Consider the following 14772-nt stretch of genomic DNA (forward strand, 5'->3'; position numbering starts at 1 on the left):
AAAAACATGCACACGACTCCACCGCGCCATCCCTTGCACGCCCGCCTGTCTCCCCTGTTCCTGGCCATCGGCCTGGCCTTCGCCACACCCGCCACGCATGCCGCCACCGCGCCGGTGGCGCAGGTGGAATGGCAGATCCCCGCGCAACCGTTGAACCGCGCGCTGAACGAACTGGCGCGCCAGGCAGGCATGGTGCTGCTGGCCGATGCGCGCCTGACCGAAGGCCGGCACAGCGCCCCGCTGCAAGGCCGGCATTCGCTGCCCGATGCGCTGCGCCAGCTGCTGGCCGGCAGCGGCCTGCAAGCACAGCTGCAGGGCGGCACGACCATCATCATCAGCGCACCCGCGCCTGTCGCCGCCGGCGCGGTGCAGATCGGCACCCTGCGCGTGAATGGCCAGGGCGGCAGCGGCACGTTCGAGGCGGACGACACGGATCCGGCCGACCTGCCCTACCTGACGCCGGCCGCCTCCGTGTACATCGGGCGCGAACAGATCGAGCGCTTCCGCGGCACCTCGCCGGCCGATATCTTCAAGGGCGTGGCCGGCGTGCAGGTGGGCGACAGCCGCAACAGCGGCGCCGTCGACGTCAACGTGCGCGGCATGCAGGGCCAGGGCCGCGTGCCCGTGCTGATCGACGGCAGCCTGCAATCGTCGACCGTCTACCGCGGCTACGCGGGCATCGCCGACCGCAGCTACATCGACCCGGACCTGATCAGCGCCATCCGCATCGACAAGGGCCCGAACCTGTCGGCGCAGGGCGCCGGCGCCATCGGCGGCATGGTCAGCATGCAGACCCTGCGCCCGGAAGACATTCTGCTGCCAGGCCAGCGCACGGGCGTGCGCCTGCGCGGCGGCATCCAGGACAACAGCGTCACGGCACCCGGCGATTTCGGCAGCGCGCCGCGCACGCACCGCAACAAGCTGGGCGACCCGCGCAGCGGCTTTGGCAGCATCGCCGTGGCGACGCGCCAGGACGACTACGACCTGGTGGCGGCCATCAGCCACCGCAGCATCGGCAATTATTTTTCCGGCACGCGCGGTTTCGAACGCTATCAGTTGCTCAACGAATGGGGCGACGACAATGGCGTGACGCAGTTCTTCAAGCGCGGCGATGAGGTGCTGAACACGGCCAACCGCACCACCTCGGCCCTGCTGAAGGCCATCCTGCGCCTGCCGCACGAGCAGAAGCTGGAACTGGGCTACCGCTATTTCGACAGCAGCTATGGCGAAATCATGCCCTCGCAAATCTACCGCAACAGCACCGGCAGCATCCCGCAGTGGGACCCCAGCCAGGTGCGCACCAACGCGCTGACGGCGCGCTACGAGTGGAAGCCGGAAGGCCAGAACCTCATCGACCTGAAGGCCAACCTGTGGCTGACGGACATGCAGAGCAAGTCGCGCAACGGCGACATCTTCAGCAATCCGCTGGAAGGCAAGCCCAATCCGGGCGACCATGAATGCAAGGAGTGCGTGGAAGTGCTGTACCTGGCGAAGAACCAGGCGCGCCGCGTTGGCGCCGACCTGACGAACACCTCGCGCTTCGCCACCGGCATCGGCGCGCTCAAGCTCGATTACGGCTTGTCCCTGCAGAACGAGGATATCGGTCCGGCCGACAGCGTGCGCATCCTAGATGAAGACTTGAACGCCAATCACACCCTGCGCAACGGCAAGCGCCACGAGCAAAGCGTATTCGCCTCGCTCCAGTGGCAGGCGCGCGACTGGCTGACCGTTGACGCGGGTGGACGCTTCCAGCGCTTTGATTCCCGCGACCGCAACCGCCGCGCGGAACAGCAGTACCAGCCGCAGGGCTGGCAATGGGTCACCATGTGGGACAAGGACGGCGACCAGCTCGGCGCCGCGAAATGGTACCAGGATGCGCAGGGCCAGTTCACGGCGGCCACCAATCCCGCGCTGGTGGGCGGCATGGTGGAACGCTATGGCGAGGAACCGGCGCCGCTGGACCTGTCGCAGGTGGACCAGTGGAGCGGCAACGATTATGTCTTCCGCGACGCCATCCCCGGCCTGTTCAAGTACAGCACGCCGATCCGCCGCAAGGACCACGGTTTCGCGCCCACCTTCGCCCTGACGGCGCGCCTGTCCGACAGCGTCAGCCTGTTCCTGCGCGACGCGCGCGGCTTGCGCATGCCCAGCCTGTACGAATCGACGATGGGCTTTTCCGCCACATATTCGTCGCCGCTCAAGCCGGAGCGCAGCCATAACCGCGAAGTTGGCGTCAGCCTGGTCAAGGACGGCGTATGGAGCGCCAGCGACAAGCTGCGCCTGCGCGTGTCCTACTTCGACAACGTCACGCATGGCTACATCACGCGCCGCCCGATCCCGGACCTGCCGGCCTATGCGCAAAACTTCTCGATGGCGAACACGGACAAATACAGCGTCTCGGGTGTCGAGCTGCAATCGGCGTATGACCGCGGCACGGTGTTCGCCGATTTTTCCGGCACCTGGAACCGCAAGACCCTGATCTGCGACGCGGCCACCGCAGCGTATCTGCGCAAGGCCAGCAAGTGGCAATCGGATATCTGGAACACGCCAGACTGCTCGCCCATCGGTTTTTCCAGCTCGTATGTCAGCAACCATATCCAGCCCAAGCTGAGCGCCAACCTGACCCTGGGTACGCGCTGGCTGCAGGAAAAACTCACCGTGGGTACGCGCCTCACGCACGTGGGCCATCCGCTCGCGCGCCAGGACGACAAGGCCGTCTGGCAGTCGTGGACAGGCACCTCGCCGCAAGTGCTGACGCAGGCCTATACCCTGGCCGACCTGTTCGCCAGCTACAAGATCACACCCAACGCCACCCTGGACTTGGCGGTGGACAACCTGACGGACCGCTACTACCTCGATCCGCTGACCCTGAGCCTGATGCCGGGACCGGGCCGCACGGCGCGCGTCACGCTTGGCCTTCGTTTCTGATTTGATTCATCCTTATAATAGAGAGCAGATATTCCATGCATGCAGCAAGCGACACCAGCAGCACCTTGAACACCGTTCCGATTAACGCGGCCCCAACCCGCAGCCAGCGCCTGAAAGCCGACACCATGGCCACCCACGAATTGCTGGACCAGCGCATCATGGCCAGCGCACCGTTTTCCAGCCGCGAGAACTATGCGCGCTTTTTGCAGGCGCAATACGCGTTCCTGCGCGACGTCGACGCGCTGTACGACAACGCGCAGCTGGCGGCCCTGCTGCCGGACCTGGAACAGCGCCGCCGCTACGCCAGCATCGCCGCCGACCTGCGCGACCTGGACACCTCGCTGCCGTCCGATGCGGCCACGCCGCCGTTCGACGCGCAGCTGGACCTGGCCACGGCGCTGGGCTGGCTGTATGTGAGCGAAGGCTCGAAGCTGGGCGCGGCCATCCTGTATAAACTGGCCGGCAAGATCGGCCTTGACGAGCATCACGGCGCGCGCCACCTGGCTGGCCATCCTGACGGACGCGCGCGGCACTGGCGCGAATTTACCTCCGTGCTCGATACGGCCATCCTCGATGAGGCGGGTGAAGCGCGCATGATCGACGGCGCGCGCGCCGCCTTCCTGCGCATGCACGGCCACGTGGAGGCCTGCGCCTGATGGAAGAGCCAGTCATCCAGGCCGGCGCGGAAGCGCACACGGCACGCCTGCGCCGCTGGGCGTGGACGGCCGCCGGCATGCTGATGGTGGCGCTGGGCGTGATCGGCGCCATGCTGCCCGTCATGCCGACGACGATCTTCCTGATCCTGGCGCTGGCCTGCTTCAGCCGCGCCTCGCCGCGCCTGGAGCACTGGCTGCTGCATCACCCCCGCTTCGGCGCGCCCCTGCGGCAGTGGCGCGAACACCGCGCCGTGTCGCGGCGCGGCAAGGCCATGGCCTGCCTGGGCATGGCCATCGGCTTTGTCGCCATGTGCCTCGGCCATCCGCCCTGGTGGGTGATCGCCATGGTGGGCGCGGTGGAAATCGCCGTCCTCATCTATCTGCTGCGCCGCCCGGAAGGGCCGGCGCCGACGGCGGCCGCCGACAAGACGCCGCCGACCGACTGGCGCCGTCCGCTGACGATAGCCGCCGTCTTCGCCATGCATGGCGCCCTGCTGGGATGGGCGCTGTACCACCGCGCGCCGGCTCCGCCCGTGCTGGCCATCGTGCCCGACGCCGCGCAACCGGCCATGCTGCTGTTCCTGCCGGCCGCCGCCCCGCCCCGCCCTTTGGAGCAGAATCTTGCTGAACGGGTCAGCGCCGCCGCCGCGCCATCCGCCGCCATTGCCAAAAAGGCAGCGCCGGCAATCCAACAATTGGTACTACCGCAGCCGGATGCCGCACCCATGCCGCCGCAAGCCGAGAGCATCGCAGCCGTCGCCGAGGTGCGGCATGCCCCCGTGACACCGGCACCGGCGGCGGCGCCGTCCATCGCGGCGGCGCCGCCTTCGCCCGCCCTGCCGCCCGCGCCGCAGGAGCTGCGCAGCGGCGTATCGAGCTGGGAAGGCAAGGTTTTGGCGCGCATGGAGCGCTTCCGCCGCTACCCGACGGCATCGCGCGCCAAGCAGGAACAGGGCGTGGTGTACCTGCGCTGCCGCATCGACCGCGATGGCCAGGTGCTGGCCGCCGCCATCGAGCGCAGTTCCGGTTCCGCGGCGCTGGATCAGGCCGCGCTCGATACTTTGCAACGGGCCGCGCCACTGCCGCGCATTCCCAAGGAACGGCCGGACCCGCTGGAATTATCGATTCCCGTCGAATTTTCCATTGGCTGATCGCACAAAAACCGCTTTTACTCTCGCCAAACACCCATATAGACATTATTTGCATATTCAAAGCAAGATTCTGTCGTAGGAGTAATAACACGATCGGAGGTATACTACGCAACCGACGTGGCAGGCTGGGCGATTTGGCCCCTGCAAGCAAGCCTGTCACGGTCCAATAAAAAAGGAAACACTGCATGACCACACCACACCGTACGCCGGTGATTCGCATCGATGGCGCAAACAAGACCTTCGCGCTGCCCAAAGGCGAACAATTCCACGCGGTCAAATCGGTCACGCTGGAAGTCTATCCCGGTGATATTTTCGGCCTGATCGGCAAGAGCGGCGCCGGCAAATCGACCTTGCTGCGCCTGATTAACCTGCTCGAGCGCCCCGACAGCGGCACCATTACCGTGGCCGGGCGCGAATTGACACGCCTGGGCAAGAGCGAATTGCGCGACGCGCGCCAGAACATCGGCATGATTTTCCAGCAATTCAACCTGCTGCAAAACGCCAGCGTGTTCGACAACGTCGCCTTCCCGCTGAAAATCCATGGCACGGCCAAGGGCGAGCAGATCGCCGCCCGCGTCGAGGAATGTCTGGCGCTGGTGGGCCTGTCCGACAAGCTGCACAGCTATCCGGCACAATTGTCCGGCGGGCAGAAACAGCGCGTGGCCATTGCCCGCGCCCTGGCCAGCCATCCCGACGTGCTGCTGTGCGACGAGCCGACGTCCGCGCTGGACGCGGAAACCACGCGCGCCCTGCTCGACACCCTGCGCGACATCAATGCGCGCCTGGGAGTGACGATCGTCATCGTCAGCCATGAGCTGTCGGTGCTGGGCGCCATCTGCAACCGCGTGGCTGTCGTGGAAAACGGCGCCATCGCCGAACAGTTCGATTTGAGCGACACGGCCACCCCGCGCAAGACGGCGCTGGGACGCGAGCTGGCTTATTACGGCACCGAGGCGTTTGAAGCCACCGCATGGAAGGATGCAACACATGTTTGAAGAATCGATCAATAACGTCATCAACCTGCTGCCGGAAATCTGGGTGGCGCTGGGCCAGACCATGACCATGCTGGGCATCGGCCTGACCGCCGCCATCCTGATCGGCGGCCCGCTGGGCATCCTGCTGTTCCTCGTCTCGGAAGGCCAGTCGCTGGAAAACCGTCCGCTGTCGACGATCCTGGGCTGGCTGGTGAATACCGTGCGCAGCTTCCCGTTCATCATCCTGCTGGTCGCCCTGACGCCGTTTACACGCGTCATCGCCGGCACCTCGATCGGTCCGCTGGCGGCCAGCGTGCCGCTGTCGTTTGCCGCCATTCCCTACCTGGCGCGCCTGGTGGAACAGAACCTGCGCGAAGTACCGCGCGGCGTGATCGAGGCGGCGCATGCCATGGGCGCATCGGAAATGCAGATCATCTTCCGCGTGCTGCTGGTGGAGGCGCGCTCCGGCCTGGTGCTGGCCCTGACCGTGCTGTCGATCAGCTTCCTGTCGTATTCGGCCGTGGCCGGCGTGGTGGGCGGCGGCGGTATCGGCGACCTGGCCATCCGCTACGGCTACTACCGCTTCGAGACGGACATCATGATCGCCACCGTGGCCATCCTGATCGTGCTGGTGCAAACCATCCAGTTCGCCGGCACGCGCATCGCCAAGCGCCTCGACAAACGTTAATTCATATTCAGTATTTCAGTACAAGGAAAAGCATGAACCACATTCGCCGCAACCTGCTCCTGGCCGCCGCCAGCCTGGCCTTCGCCACCGCCGCCCACGCCAAGGACCCGAAAGAACTCGTCATCGGCACCAGCTCCGGCCCGTATTCGGACCAGCTGAAGCTGGGCATCAAGCCCATCCTGGAAAAACAGGGCTACAAGGTCAAGATCGTGGAATTCAACGACTACGTGCAGCCGAACTACGCGCTGGCCGAAGGTTCGCTGGACGCCAACGTGTTCCAGCACATCGTCTATCTGACCAAGTTCGCCACCGATAACAAGCTGCCACTGAGCTCATTGATCACCGTGCCGACCATGCCGATCGGCCTGTACGGCGGCAAGCAAAAGTCCTTGGCCGACGTGAAGAACGGCGCCACCATCACCATGCCGAACGATCCGACCAACCAGGCGCGCGCGCTGGTGATGCTGGCCAAGATGGGCTGGATCAAGCTCAAACCGAACGTCGATCCGCTGCGCGCTTCCGAGCGCGACGTGCTGGAAAACCCGAAGAAGCTGAAACTGGTGCCGCTGGAAGCGGCGCAGCTGCCACGTTCGCTGGCCGATGCCGACTACGCTTTTGTCAACGGTAACTTCGCCCTGGCCGCCGGCATGAAGCTGACGTCGGCCCTCGCCGTGGAAAAGATTTCGGACAGCTACATCAACCTGGTCGCCATCCGCACGGCCGACAAGGCCAAGCCATGGGTCAAGGACCTGGAAGCGGCCTACCGCTCGCGCGCCTTCCTCGACGCGACCAACAAATACCTGGCCGGCTACGAAAAGACGGACTACCAGCTGGCGCTGGAAAAGACGCTGAAAAAATAAAGCAAAGCGCTGCACGCAAAAAAACGGCCAGGTTTACACCTGGCCGTTTTTTTATTGCCCGCGCCGCGTGGACGCCGTCATGCCATGCTTAGAAACGGTAACCCACACCGACGCCGATCAGGAGTGGATCCACCTTGACTTCGCTGATCTTGGCGCCACCGGCCAATACGTCGCTGCGGATCTGCACTTTCTTGATGTCGAAGTTCAAGGACCAGTTTTTGTCCAGTTTGTAATCGACACCGGCTTGCAGCGAGAAGCCCCAGCTGTCATGTTCCAGGCGGCCGGCGCCGTTCAGCAATTTCACGTCCGAGATATTCGTGTAGTTCACGCCCGCACCCACGTATGGGCTGAACTGTTTTTCAGGCATGAAGTGGTATTGCAGCGACAGGGTCGGCGGCAAATGCTTGAAACTGCCGATCTTCGTGCCGGACAGGGTGACGTCATGCTTTTGCGGATACGTCAGGATCAGCTCGGCAGCGATATTTGGCGTGAAGAAGTAGGAAATATCGATTTCAGGAATCGTCTTGCTGCTGACGTGAATCAGGTCGGATGCGCCGACGCCACCAACGGGAGCAGATTTGTTGGCCGGATCGATATGCACGGCGCGCGCACGGACCAGCCATGGGCTTTCCTGTGCCATTGCGTTGCCGGCGAATGCGCCGATGGCGGCCAGGACGATTGCTGCTGCAGTTGCGGACTTTTTCATTTTATTTCCCTCTGTCGTTAATGTCGTTAAGTAACGCTGCGAAGTCTAAGAGTGCAGTGCAACAAAAACTTTGATCCACATCAAATAGTGCTAGATGGCATCATCAGAGGGATTTTTTCCTTTGCCCAGGTCAAGAAAATGCGGCAGCGCAGCGCACGCATACCTATCAATGCACGCCGTCAAACAGGCTGGCGACCCAGTCGGCAAACACGCGCACACGGGGCGACAATTGCCGGTGGTGGGGATACAGCACGGACACGGGCAGCGGGTCGGGCCGCAAGTCCCGCAGCACTTCCACCAGGTCGCCGGCCGCCAGCGCCCGCTCCAGATGGTAGCGGGGCGCCTGGATCAGGCCCATGCCCGCGCGGCAACAGGCGTGGTATGCGTCCGCACTGTTGACGGACACGGTGCCCGGCAAGGCCACACTGTGCCGCTGGCCGTCCGCCTTGAAATCGAAGGGCCAGACCTTGCCCGTCTGGGCGGAAAAGAAATTGACGGCGCGGTGGCCATCCAGTTGCGCCAGACTCTCCGGCGTGCCGTGCGCGGCCAGGTAGGCGGGGCTGGCGCACGTCAACTGCTCCAGCAGCGCCACGCGGCGCGCCACCATGGACGAATCGCCCAGCTCGCCCACGCGCAGCACGCAATCGACGCCTTCGCGCACCAGGTCGACGAGGCGGTCACCCATGCCGATTTCCAGTTCGATCAGCGGATAGCGGGCGCAGAACTGGTCCAGCACGGGCATGACGAAATGCATGGCCAGGGTCGCGTGCAGGTCGATGCGCAGCTTGCCGGCCGGCTGCTGGGCCGCCGAACTGAACACGGCTTCCGTTTCTTCCAGGTCCGCCAGCAGGCGCACGCAGCGCTGGTAATACGCCTCGCCATCGGGCGTGGGCGTCACTTGCCGCGTGGTCCGCTGCAGCAGGCGCACGCGCAGCCGCGCTTCAAGCTGCTTGATCGCATGCGTGACGGTCGCCTTCGGGTAGCCAAGGTCATGCGCCGCCTGGGTGAAACTGCGCAGTTCGACGATGCGGGTAAAAATGCGCATCGCATCAAATCGGTCCATCTTCCTGCCCCATTGTTATTCCTTGCTGCACAGTGTAGCGATATCACCGTTGGTTTTGCAATTCCAACGCAAGATGCGTGCAACGCAATCGACGCTTGCGCCGATGTCACTGGTCTGCCGGCCGGCTAGCCAGCATAATATTTCCACTCCGCACAATACAAATGAGAATAGTAATGATTATCATTTGCGATATAATGCACTACCTCGCTCAAGCGACTACAAAAAGGAATGGGAGACATGGATATATTGAGGGAACTGCGTGAATCGGGCTTGAAAGTAACCATCCCCCGCTTGCGGATTCTGCAGCTGTTTCAAGAAGGCACGATCAAGCACCTGAGTGCGGACGATGTCTACAAACTCTTGCTGGCCGAAAAAATCGACGTGGGCCTGGCCACCATCTACCGCGTGCTGATGCAGTTTGCCGAAGCGGGTATTTTGTTTCGCCGGCACTTCGAATCGGGCCACGCCGTGTTCGAACTGAACGAAGGCCAGCACCACGACCACCTGGTCTGCACGGGCTGCGGCAAGGTCGATGAATTCGTCGACGAAGGCATTGAACTGCGCCAGAACGAGATCGCCGCCGAGCGGGGCTTCGTACTGCACGAGCACGCGCTGTCGCTGTACGGCACCTGCGCCGAGTGCACGGCGAAGAAAGTCCCGCCGCGCAAAGCGTCCTGAGGCAGCGCGCAGCGTAGCGCCTGGCAAGCCACCTGCGCTACACTGCGTGCGCCGCAGCTCAGCTCAACAAAGGACCAGCATGTACATCGGAGAAATCGCCCGCCTGGCGGGCACCTCGCCCAAGGCCTTGCGCCACTATGAAGCGCTGGGCTTGCTTGGCGACGTGCGCCGCTCGGGCGCCTACCGCGTCTACACGCAGCAAGACCTGGCGCAAGTGAGGCTGATACGCCAGGCGCAGGCCCTGGGCTTCCGCCTGGCCGAACTGCTGCCCATCCTGGCCGGCGACGATACCGACTGGGCCGTCCTGTCGCAGCACATCGCCGCCAAGCGCGCACAGGTGCGGCAGGATATCGCCCGCCTGCGCCAGCTCGATGCGCAACTGGCCGACATCGACACGGAAATCCGCGACTGCCTGGCGGAGCAGCGTCTGCAAAAGGCCGCTTGACTCTGCCCCCAGGGGCAGGCTTTAGCATGCAAGCTCTTCTTTAACGGACAGCCTGCATCATGACCAAGACGACACCCAAGCGCATTTTGATACTCCTCGGCCACCCGTCGGGCGACAGCTTTTGCGCCGCCCTGGCCGAGGCCTATGCCGCCACGGCCCGCAGCGCAGGCCACATCGTGCGCGAACTGCGCCTGGGCCAGCTGGACTTCGATCCCATCCTGCACGAAGGCTACCGCCAGGTGCAGCCGCTGGAAGCGGACTTGCTGGCGGCGCAGGAAGCCATCAGCTGGGCCGAACACCTGGTGTTCGCCTACCCGATCTGGTGGGGCGGCGCACCGGCCCTGCTGAAGGGCTTTGTCGACCGCGTCTTCCTGCCCGGCTACGCTTTCAAGTACCGGCCCGGCAAGGCTTTCCCGGCGCAACTGCTGAAAGGCCGCACGGCCCAGCTGCTGGTGACGATGGATACTCCGCCCTGGTATTTCCGCTGGGTCTACCGCATGCCCGGCATCCACCAGCTGCGCAAGACGACGCTCGAATTTTGCGGCATCCAGCCCGTCAGGGTGGCCAGCTTCGGCCCCATCCTGCACTCCACCGAGCCGCAGCGCGCGCGCTGGCTGGCGCAGGCACAGGTGCTGGCCCGGCGCCTGTAAGTTGCTTGCCATGCAGCCATCTTGCATACGGTTTTGACAAGCTGGTAATCAAGCCGTCATATTCAACGGCTACCATGATGATATTGCCTGTTTGTCAGTCGCCTTGCCGTCGCGACAACAAGGGTCCGATCGTCATGTAAAGGTAGCCGCTGTGGAGTTCAACGCTTCTCGATTGCATCTTCCCCGTTATCGCACGTCCGTGGCGTACGACCTGTGCATCCCCACGGAATCCGTGCAGGCCGACGCCAGCAACTTCGCCGTGCTGGAATTGTTCACGGAACGGCGCGACATGATGAGCCTGCCCGTCACCGAGCAGCAGAAGCCCATCGGCCTGATCAGCCGCAACATCTTCATGTCGCAGATGTCCAAGCCCTTCTATCACGAGGTGTACGGCAAGAAGAGCTGCATCGCCTTCATGGACAAGGAACCGCTGATCGTCGATGGCGCCATGAGCATCGAAGACCTCACCTTCCGCGCCGTGGAAGCGGGCGAAAAGGCGCTGGCCGACGGCTTCATCATCACTGCCGATGGCGCGCTGGCCGGGGTGGGCTTCGGCTTGCAGCTGATGAACGTCGTGGCCACCATGCAGGCGGAAAAGAACCGGCAAATCATGCACAGCATCGATTACGCCAGCGTGATCCAGCGCGCCCTGCTGCGCACCTCCGATGCGGAATTGCGCGCCACCCTGCCCGACGCTCACCTGGAATGGCAGCCGCGCGACGTCGTCGGCGGCGATTTCTACTTCTTCGAGCGCCACGCGGGCGGCTGGTTCGCCGCCATCGCCGACTGCACCGGCCACGGCGTGCCGGGCGCCTTCATGACCCTGATCGCCTCGTCGGCCCTGAGCCAGGCCTTGCGCGAGCTGGGGCCGCACGACCCGGCCGCCCTGATCGGCGCCGTCAGCCGCGCCATCAAGACCCTGCTGGGCCAGGACGGCACCGGCAGCGGTGAAGCCACCGGCCACGCCGGCTCGAACGACGGCATGGATTGCGCCTTCCTGTGCTACGACACGGCCAGCGCCAGCCTGCGTTTCGCGGGCGCGAAACTGGCGCTGCATGTGGTCGCGCCGGGCGAAGAGAGCGTGGAGAGCGTGCGCGCCATCGACGGCGCGCGCATGGGCGTGGGCTATGTCGACACGCCAGCCGGCTACTGCTGGCACAACGAGACGCTCGCCATTCCCGCCGGCAGCCTGCTGTTCCTCACCACCGACGGCTTGCTCGACCAGATCGGCGGCGCGCGCGACATCGCCTACGGCAAGCGGCGCATGCGCGAGCAATTGCTGGCGCGGCGCGACGCTTGCGCCGGCGACGTGGCGGCGGCGCTGCTGCAGGACAGCGCCGCATGGCAAGGCAAGCAGCCGCGCCGCGACGACCTGACCTTTTTCTGTTTCCGCCTGTAGTTTTGGCGCCATCGAGCCACCTTATCAACAAGAAACCGGGTCACCGGCTAGCCAGGAGCACGGACGTGCTGTACGAAGAATTCAACGAGTTTTGGGATGTGGCCCGCAAGCGCAACATCATCTTTTTTTACGTGGGCTATTTCTCGCAGCACGTGGTGAATGCCATTTCCGAAACCATCAAGGCGCGCCTCGATACGGCCGGCGCGGCCGGGCCCACGCGGCGGCGCATCTTTTCCTCGTTCATCGAGATGTCGCAAAACATCATGCATTATTCCGCCGACAGCCTGACGCCCGATGCGCAGCTGGACCAACAGATGCGGCGCGGCTCGTTCTGCATCGGCACGCGCGGCGACAGCTTTTTCCTGCTGTGCGCCAACCCCGTCTCGACGGACAACGTGGCGCAGATCCGCGCCCGACTGGAGCCGCTGCACACGATGACGATGGAGGAAATCCGCCTGGCGTATAAAAAGGCCCTGCGCGAGGAAGCGCCCGCCGACAGCAAGGGCGCGGGTCTGGGTTTCCTCACCATGGCGCGCGACGCCAGCGAGCCGCTGGAATTCGAATTCGTCCAGGATCCCCAGGAACCGGGCCACACCATCTTCTGCATCAAAGCCATCATTTGAAAGAGCCGACTCAGGAAAGCATATGCAATTACCGTCACCACTGTTCATCGCCGCGACCCCGAGTTCGCCCGAAATCGACTTCCGTTTCGAGCAGCACACCCTGTCGATCAAGGGCGAGTCGTACCCGGAAAACGCGGCCGCCTTCTATGGCCCGCTGATCGCCGCCGTGCGCGCCTACCTGGAAGGCTGCCGCGAAGCGGCCATCACCGTCAACGTCTCGCTGGCCTACTTCAACAGCTCCAGCACGAAGATGCTGTTTACCCTGTTCGACACCCTGAACCAGGCGGCCGTGGACGGCAATCAGGTGCGCCTGAACTGGTATCACGACGAGGACGACGACACCATCCTGGAATTCGGCCAGGAGCTGCAGCAGGACTTCACTGCGCTGGACTTCCGCGACCATCCCGTGCAGGGCAGCTAGGACATGCGCGCCGCCATCTCCGAGTCCGGACTGGAGCCCGACCTGTTCACCGTGGAAGCGGCGGCGCTGGCTGCCGCGCGCCGCATGCACGCCGACGCCGGCGCGTCGAGCGCGGAACAGCGGCGCGTGCTCGGTGAACTGATCAATCACTACGAGCGGCTGATGCGCGAGACGCGGCGCCTGATCGGCCGCAGCGACCGCGCCGAGCGCGACATGCATCTGCTGAACCGGCAATTGCAAACCCTGGCCGGCCAGCTCGAATACCGCGCCACGCACGACCCGCTGACGGGCGCCCTGAATCGCGGCGCCGTGATCGACCACGCCTCGCGCTGCCTGGCGCAGGGCGACATGGCGCTGATCGTGCTCGACATCGACCTGTTCAAGCAGGTCAACGACGATTTCGGCCACCCTGCCGGCGACGGCGTGATCCAGGCCGTGGTCGACTGCCTGAAAGGATTGCTGGGACAGGAGACGGCCATCGGCCGGGTCGGCGGCGAAGAGTTTTCCGTGGTCTGGCCCACCTCCTCGCGCGACGACGCGGCGCAAGTGGCGCAGCGCATCTGCGAGACTGTCGGCCGCCAGCGCCATGCGGCGCCCATCACGCGCGCCATCACCGTCAGCGTGGGCCTGAGCTGGAACCGCGCCGGCACGGCATTTGAAACGGCCTACAGCCACGCGGACCAGGCCCTGTACCAGGCCAAGCGCGAAGGACGCAATTGCGTGCGCCAGTGGCTGGAAAGCTGAAGCGGCCCTTAGCGGATATGTTCGCGCGCCATGCTGCCGTCGCGGCGCATGGCCGCCGCCGCCCGCTGCATGGCCAATGCCTGCGCCTCGGGCAATTGCCTGTTGCAGGCGAGGTAAGTCTGCACCCGGTTGAAGGTCAGCAGCGGCACCACCTTGCCCTCCCACTCCTTGCCGGCAAACGGCTTGCTGCCCACCGCCATGCCGACGGCCCACAAGTCGATGCGTCCGAGCAGCAGCTTTTGCGGATTGAGCCACTCCTGCGTCACGGGCGCCACGTTCAGGCCGCGCTGGCGCAGGTAATCGTCGCGCGCGTCGCCCAGCACCGTGCCGATCACCAGGCCGCGCGCATCGGCCAGCGTGCGCAACGCCAGGTGCCGTTCGGCCAGGCCGTAGAGTATCCATTCGGCTTCGTTGAGGGGACCGATCCAGCGAAATTGCGCTTCGCGCTCCTGCGTGCGGCTGGTGGAAAAGATGCAGGTATCACGCTCGCGCAGCGCCTGCGCATACGCGCGCTTCCACGGCAGCAGCTCGATGCTGTAGGAAAGGCCGGCGCGCGCCATGATGTCGCGCACCTTGAGCGTTTCACGTCCCACGACGACATTGCCTTCCATCATGCTCGACGGCGGCAAATGCTCGCCGACGATGCGCACGTCCGCCGCCGCGGCCAGCGCCGGCATCAGCAGCGCCACTGCCAGCAGCCGTGCCATGCTTGCTTGTTTCATGCTTGCTTTCATCTGCCACAGGGATACAAGCCGATGTTACCATCGGCTCACCCTGGCATTGCCG

Annotated in this window: 16 protein-coding genes; 13 read left to right on the top strand and 3 right to left on the bottom strand. The window is 64.5% G+C overall.

The features are described 5' to 3' along the window. Nucleotides 1-6 precede the first annotated feature (6 nt). From CSQ91_RS11275 to CSQ91_RS11300, 6 genes are all read left to right on the top strand, one after another. Nucleotides 7-2928 carry a TonB-dependent receptor gene (locus CSQ91_RS11275; protein WP_099388290.1) on the top strand — a complete coding sequence of 974 codons (2922 nt, stop codon included), beginning with the start codon at nucleotides 7-9 and terminating at the stop codon, nucleotides 2926-2928. A 35-nt stretch (nucleotides 2929-2963) separates the two neighbouring features. Beyond that, nucleotides 2964-3584, top strand: coding sequence for a biliverdin-producing heme oxygenase (locus CSQ91_RS11280; protein ID WP_218963729.1), 621 nt, complete (start codon nucleotides 2964-2966; stop codon nucleotides 3582-3584). After that, a complete protein-coding gene (locus CSQ91_RS29400; RefSeq protein ID WP_180278401.1) occupies nucleotides 3584-4735 on the top strand; it encodes a TonB family protein in 1152 nt (383 codons plus the stop codon). The genes CSQ91_RS11280 and CSQ91_RS29400 overlap by 1 nt, the downstream gene beginning before the upstream one ends. Nucleotides 4736-4920: 185 nt before the next feature. Continuing rightward, nucleotides 4921-5730, top strand: coding sequence for a methionine ABC transporter ATP-binding protein (locus CSQ91_RS11290; protein WP_034779177.1), 810 nt, complete (start codon nucleotides 4921-4923; stop codon nucleotides 5728-5730). Further along, complete coding sequence (locus tag CSQ91_RS11295) at nucleotides 5723-6397, top strand: methionine ABC transporter permease (protein ID WP_034779179.1); 675 nt, start codon at nucleotides 5723-5725, stop codon at nucleotides 6395-6397. Before CSQ91_RS11290 ends, CSQ91_RS11295 begins: the two co-directional genes overlap by 8 nt. 32 nt (nucleotides 6398-6429) lie before the next feature. After that, a complete protein-coding gene (locus CSQ91_RS11300; RefSeq protein ID WP_034779181.1) occupies nucleotides 6430-7257 on the top strand; it encodes a MetQ/NlpA family ABC transporter substrate-binding protein in 828 nt (275 codons plus the stop codon). A gap of 88 nt (nucleotides 7258-7345) precedes the next feature. On the opposite strand, the gene CSQ91_RS11305 is transcribed toward CSQ91_RS11300, so the two are convergent. After that, a complete protein-coding gene (locus CSQ91_RS11305) occupies nucleotides 7346-7963 on the bottom strand; it encodes an OmpW/AlkL family protein (RefSeq protein ID WP_034779183.1) in 618 nt (205 codons plus the stop codon). A gap of 166 nt (nucleotides 7964-8129) precedes the next feature. Then, nucleotides 8130-9026, bottom strand: coding sequence for a LysR family transcriptional regulator (locus tag CSQ91_RS11310; RefSeq protein ID WP_099388291.1), 897 nt, complete (start codon nucleotides 9024-9026; stop codon nucleotides 8130-8132). A 237-nt stretch (nucleotides 9027-9263) separates the two neighbouring features. Between CSQ91_RS11310 and fur the strand changes: the two genes are divergently transcribed. From fur to CSQ91_RS11345, 7 genes are all read left to right on the top strand, one after another. Then, nucleotides 9264-9704, top strand: coding sequence for a ferric iron uptake transcriptional regulator (fur, locus tag CSQ91_RS11315; RefSeq protein ID WP_034756687.1), 441 nt, complete (start codon nucleotides 9264-9266; stop codon nucleotides 9702-9704). Between the two features lie 79 nt (nucleotides 9705-9783). Continuing rightward, nucleotides 9784-10149: a MerR family transcriptional regulator gene (locus CSQ91_RS11320; protein ID WP_099388292.1), complete on the top strand. Its 366-nt coding sequence runs from the start codon at nucleotides 9784-9786 to the stop codon at nucleotides 10147-10149. Nucleotides 10150-10208: 59 nt separating this feature from the next. Further along, nucleotides 10209-10799, top strand: a complete 591-nt coding sequence (locus CSQ91_RS11325) for an NAD(P)H-dependent oxidoreductase (protein ID WP_099388293.1) — start codon at nucleotides 10209-10211, stop codon at nucleotides 10797-10799. Nucleotides 10800-10971: 172 nt separating this feature from the next. Further along, nucleotides 10972-12198, top strand: coding sequence for a SpoIIE family protein phosphatase (locus CSQ91_RS11330; protein WP_180278402.1), 1227 nt, complete (start codon nucleotides 10972-10974; stop codon nucleotides 12196-12198). 65 nt (nucleotides 12199-12263) lie between these two features. Beyond that, nucleotides 12264-12821: a SiaB family protein kinase gene (locus CSQ91_RS11335; RefSeq protein WP_034756676.1), complete on the top strand. Its 558-nt coding sequence runs from the start codon at nucleotides 12264-12266 to the stop codon at nucleotides 12819-12821. Between the two features lie 22 nt (nucleotides 12822-12843). Further along, entirely contained in the window at nucleotides 12844-13242 is a 399-nt protein-coding gene (locus tag CSQ91_RS11340; RefSeq protein ID WP_034779193.1) for a DUF1987 domain-containing protein, read from the top strand. A 3-nt stretch (nucleotides 13243-13245) separates the two neighbouring features. Next, nucleotides 13246-13986: a GGDEF domain-containing protein gene (locus tag CSQ91_RS11345; RefSeq protein WP_099388295.1), complete on the top strand. Its 741-nt coding sequence runs from the start codon at nucleotides 13246-13248 to the stop codon at nucleotides 13984-13986. An 8-nt stretch (nucleotides 13987-13994) separates the two neighbouring features. On the opposite strand, the gene CSQ91_RS11350 is transcribed toward CSQ91_RS11345, so the two are convergent. Then, on the bottom strand, nucleotides 13995-14708 hold the full coding sequence (locus CSQ91_RS11350; RefSeq protein WP_257217295.1) for a substrate-binding periplasmic protein: 714 nt from the start codon (nucleotides 14706-14708) through the stop codon (nucleotides 13995-13997). Between the last annotated feature and the right edge of the window lie 64 nt (nucleotides 14709-14772).

It is taken from the genome of Janthinobacterium sp. BJB301, from assembly GCF_002735685.1.
Classification (GTDB): Bacteria; Pseudomonadota; Gammaproteobacteria; order Burkholderiales; family Burkholderiaceae_D; genus Janthinobacterium; species Janthinobacterium lividum.

What these genes read in the sequence shown, in the direction of transcription:
- CSQ91_RS11275 (WP_099388290.1), top strand. Translation starts at nt 7, where the DNA reads ATGCACACGACTCCACCGCGCCATCCCTTGCACGCCCGCCTGTCTCCC.
- CSQ91_RS11280 (WP_218963729.1), top strand. Translation starts at nt 2,964, where the DNA reads ATGCATGCAGCAAGCGACACCAGCAGCACCTTGAACACCGTTCCGATT.
- CSQ91_RS29400 (WP_180278401.1), top strand. Translation starts at nt 3,584, where the DNA reads ATGGAAGAGCCAGTCATCCAGGCCGGCGCGGAAGCGCACACGGCACGC.
- CSQ91_RS11290 (WP_034779177.1), top strand. Translation starts at nt 4,921, where the DNA reads ATGACCACACCACACCGTACGCCGGTGATTCGCATCGATGGCGCAAAC.
- CSQ91_RS11295 (WP_034779179.1), top strand. Translation starts at nt 5,723, where the DNA reads ATGTTTGAAGAATCGATCAATAACGTCATCAACCTGCTGCCGGAAATC.
- CSQ91_RS11300 (WP_034779181.1), top strand. Translation starts at nt 6,430, where the DNA reads ATGAACCACATTCGCCGCAACCTGCTCCTGGCCGCCGCCAGCCTGGCC.
- CSQ91_RS11305 (WP_034779183.1), bottom strand. Translation starts at nt 7,963, where the DNA reads ATGAAAAAGTCCGCAACTGCAGCAGCAATCGTCCTGGCCGCCATCGGC.
- CSQ91_RS11310 (WP_099388291.1), bottom strand. Translation starts at nt 9,026, where the DNA reads ATGGACCGATTTGATGCGATGCGCATTTTTACCCGCATCGTCGAACTG.
- fur (WP_034756687.1), top strand. Translation starts at nt 9,264, where the DNA reads ATGGATATATTGAGGGAACTGCGTGAATCGGGCTTGAAAGTAACCATC.
- CSQ91_RS11320 (WP_099388292.1), top strand. Translation starts at nt 9,784, where the DNA reads ATGTACATCGGAGAAATCGCCCGCCTGGCGGGCACCTCGCCCAAGGCC.
- CSQ91_RS11325 (WP_099388293.1), top strand. Translation starts at nt 10,209, where the DNA reads ATGACCAAGACGACACCCAAGCGCATTTTGATACTCCTCGGCCACCCG.
- CSQ91_RS11340 (WP_034779193.1), top strand. Translation starts at nt 12,844, where the DNA reads ATGCAATTACCGTCACCACTGTTCATCGCCGCGACCCCGAGTTCGCCC.
- CSQ91_RS11345 (WP_099388295.1), top strand. Translation starts at nt 13,246, where the DNA reads ATGCGCGCCGCCATCTCCGAGTCCGGACTGGAGCCCGACCTGTTCACC.
- CSQ91_RS11350 (WP_257217295.1), bottom strand. Translation starts at nt 14,708, where the DNA reads ATGAAACAAGCAAGCATGGCACGGCTGCTGGCAGTGGCGCTGCTGATG.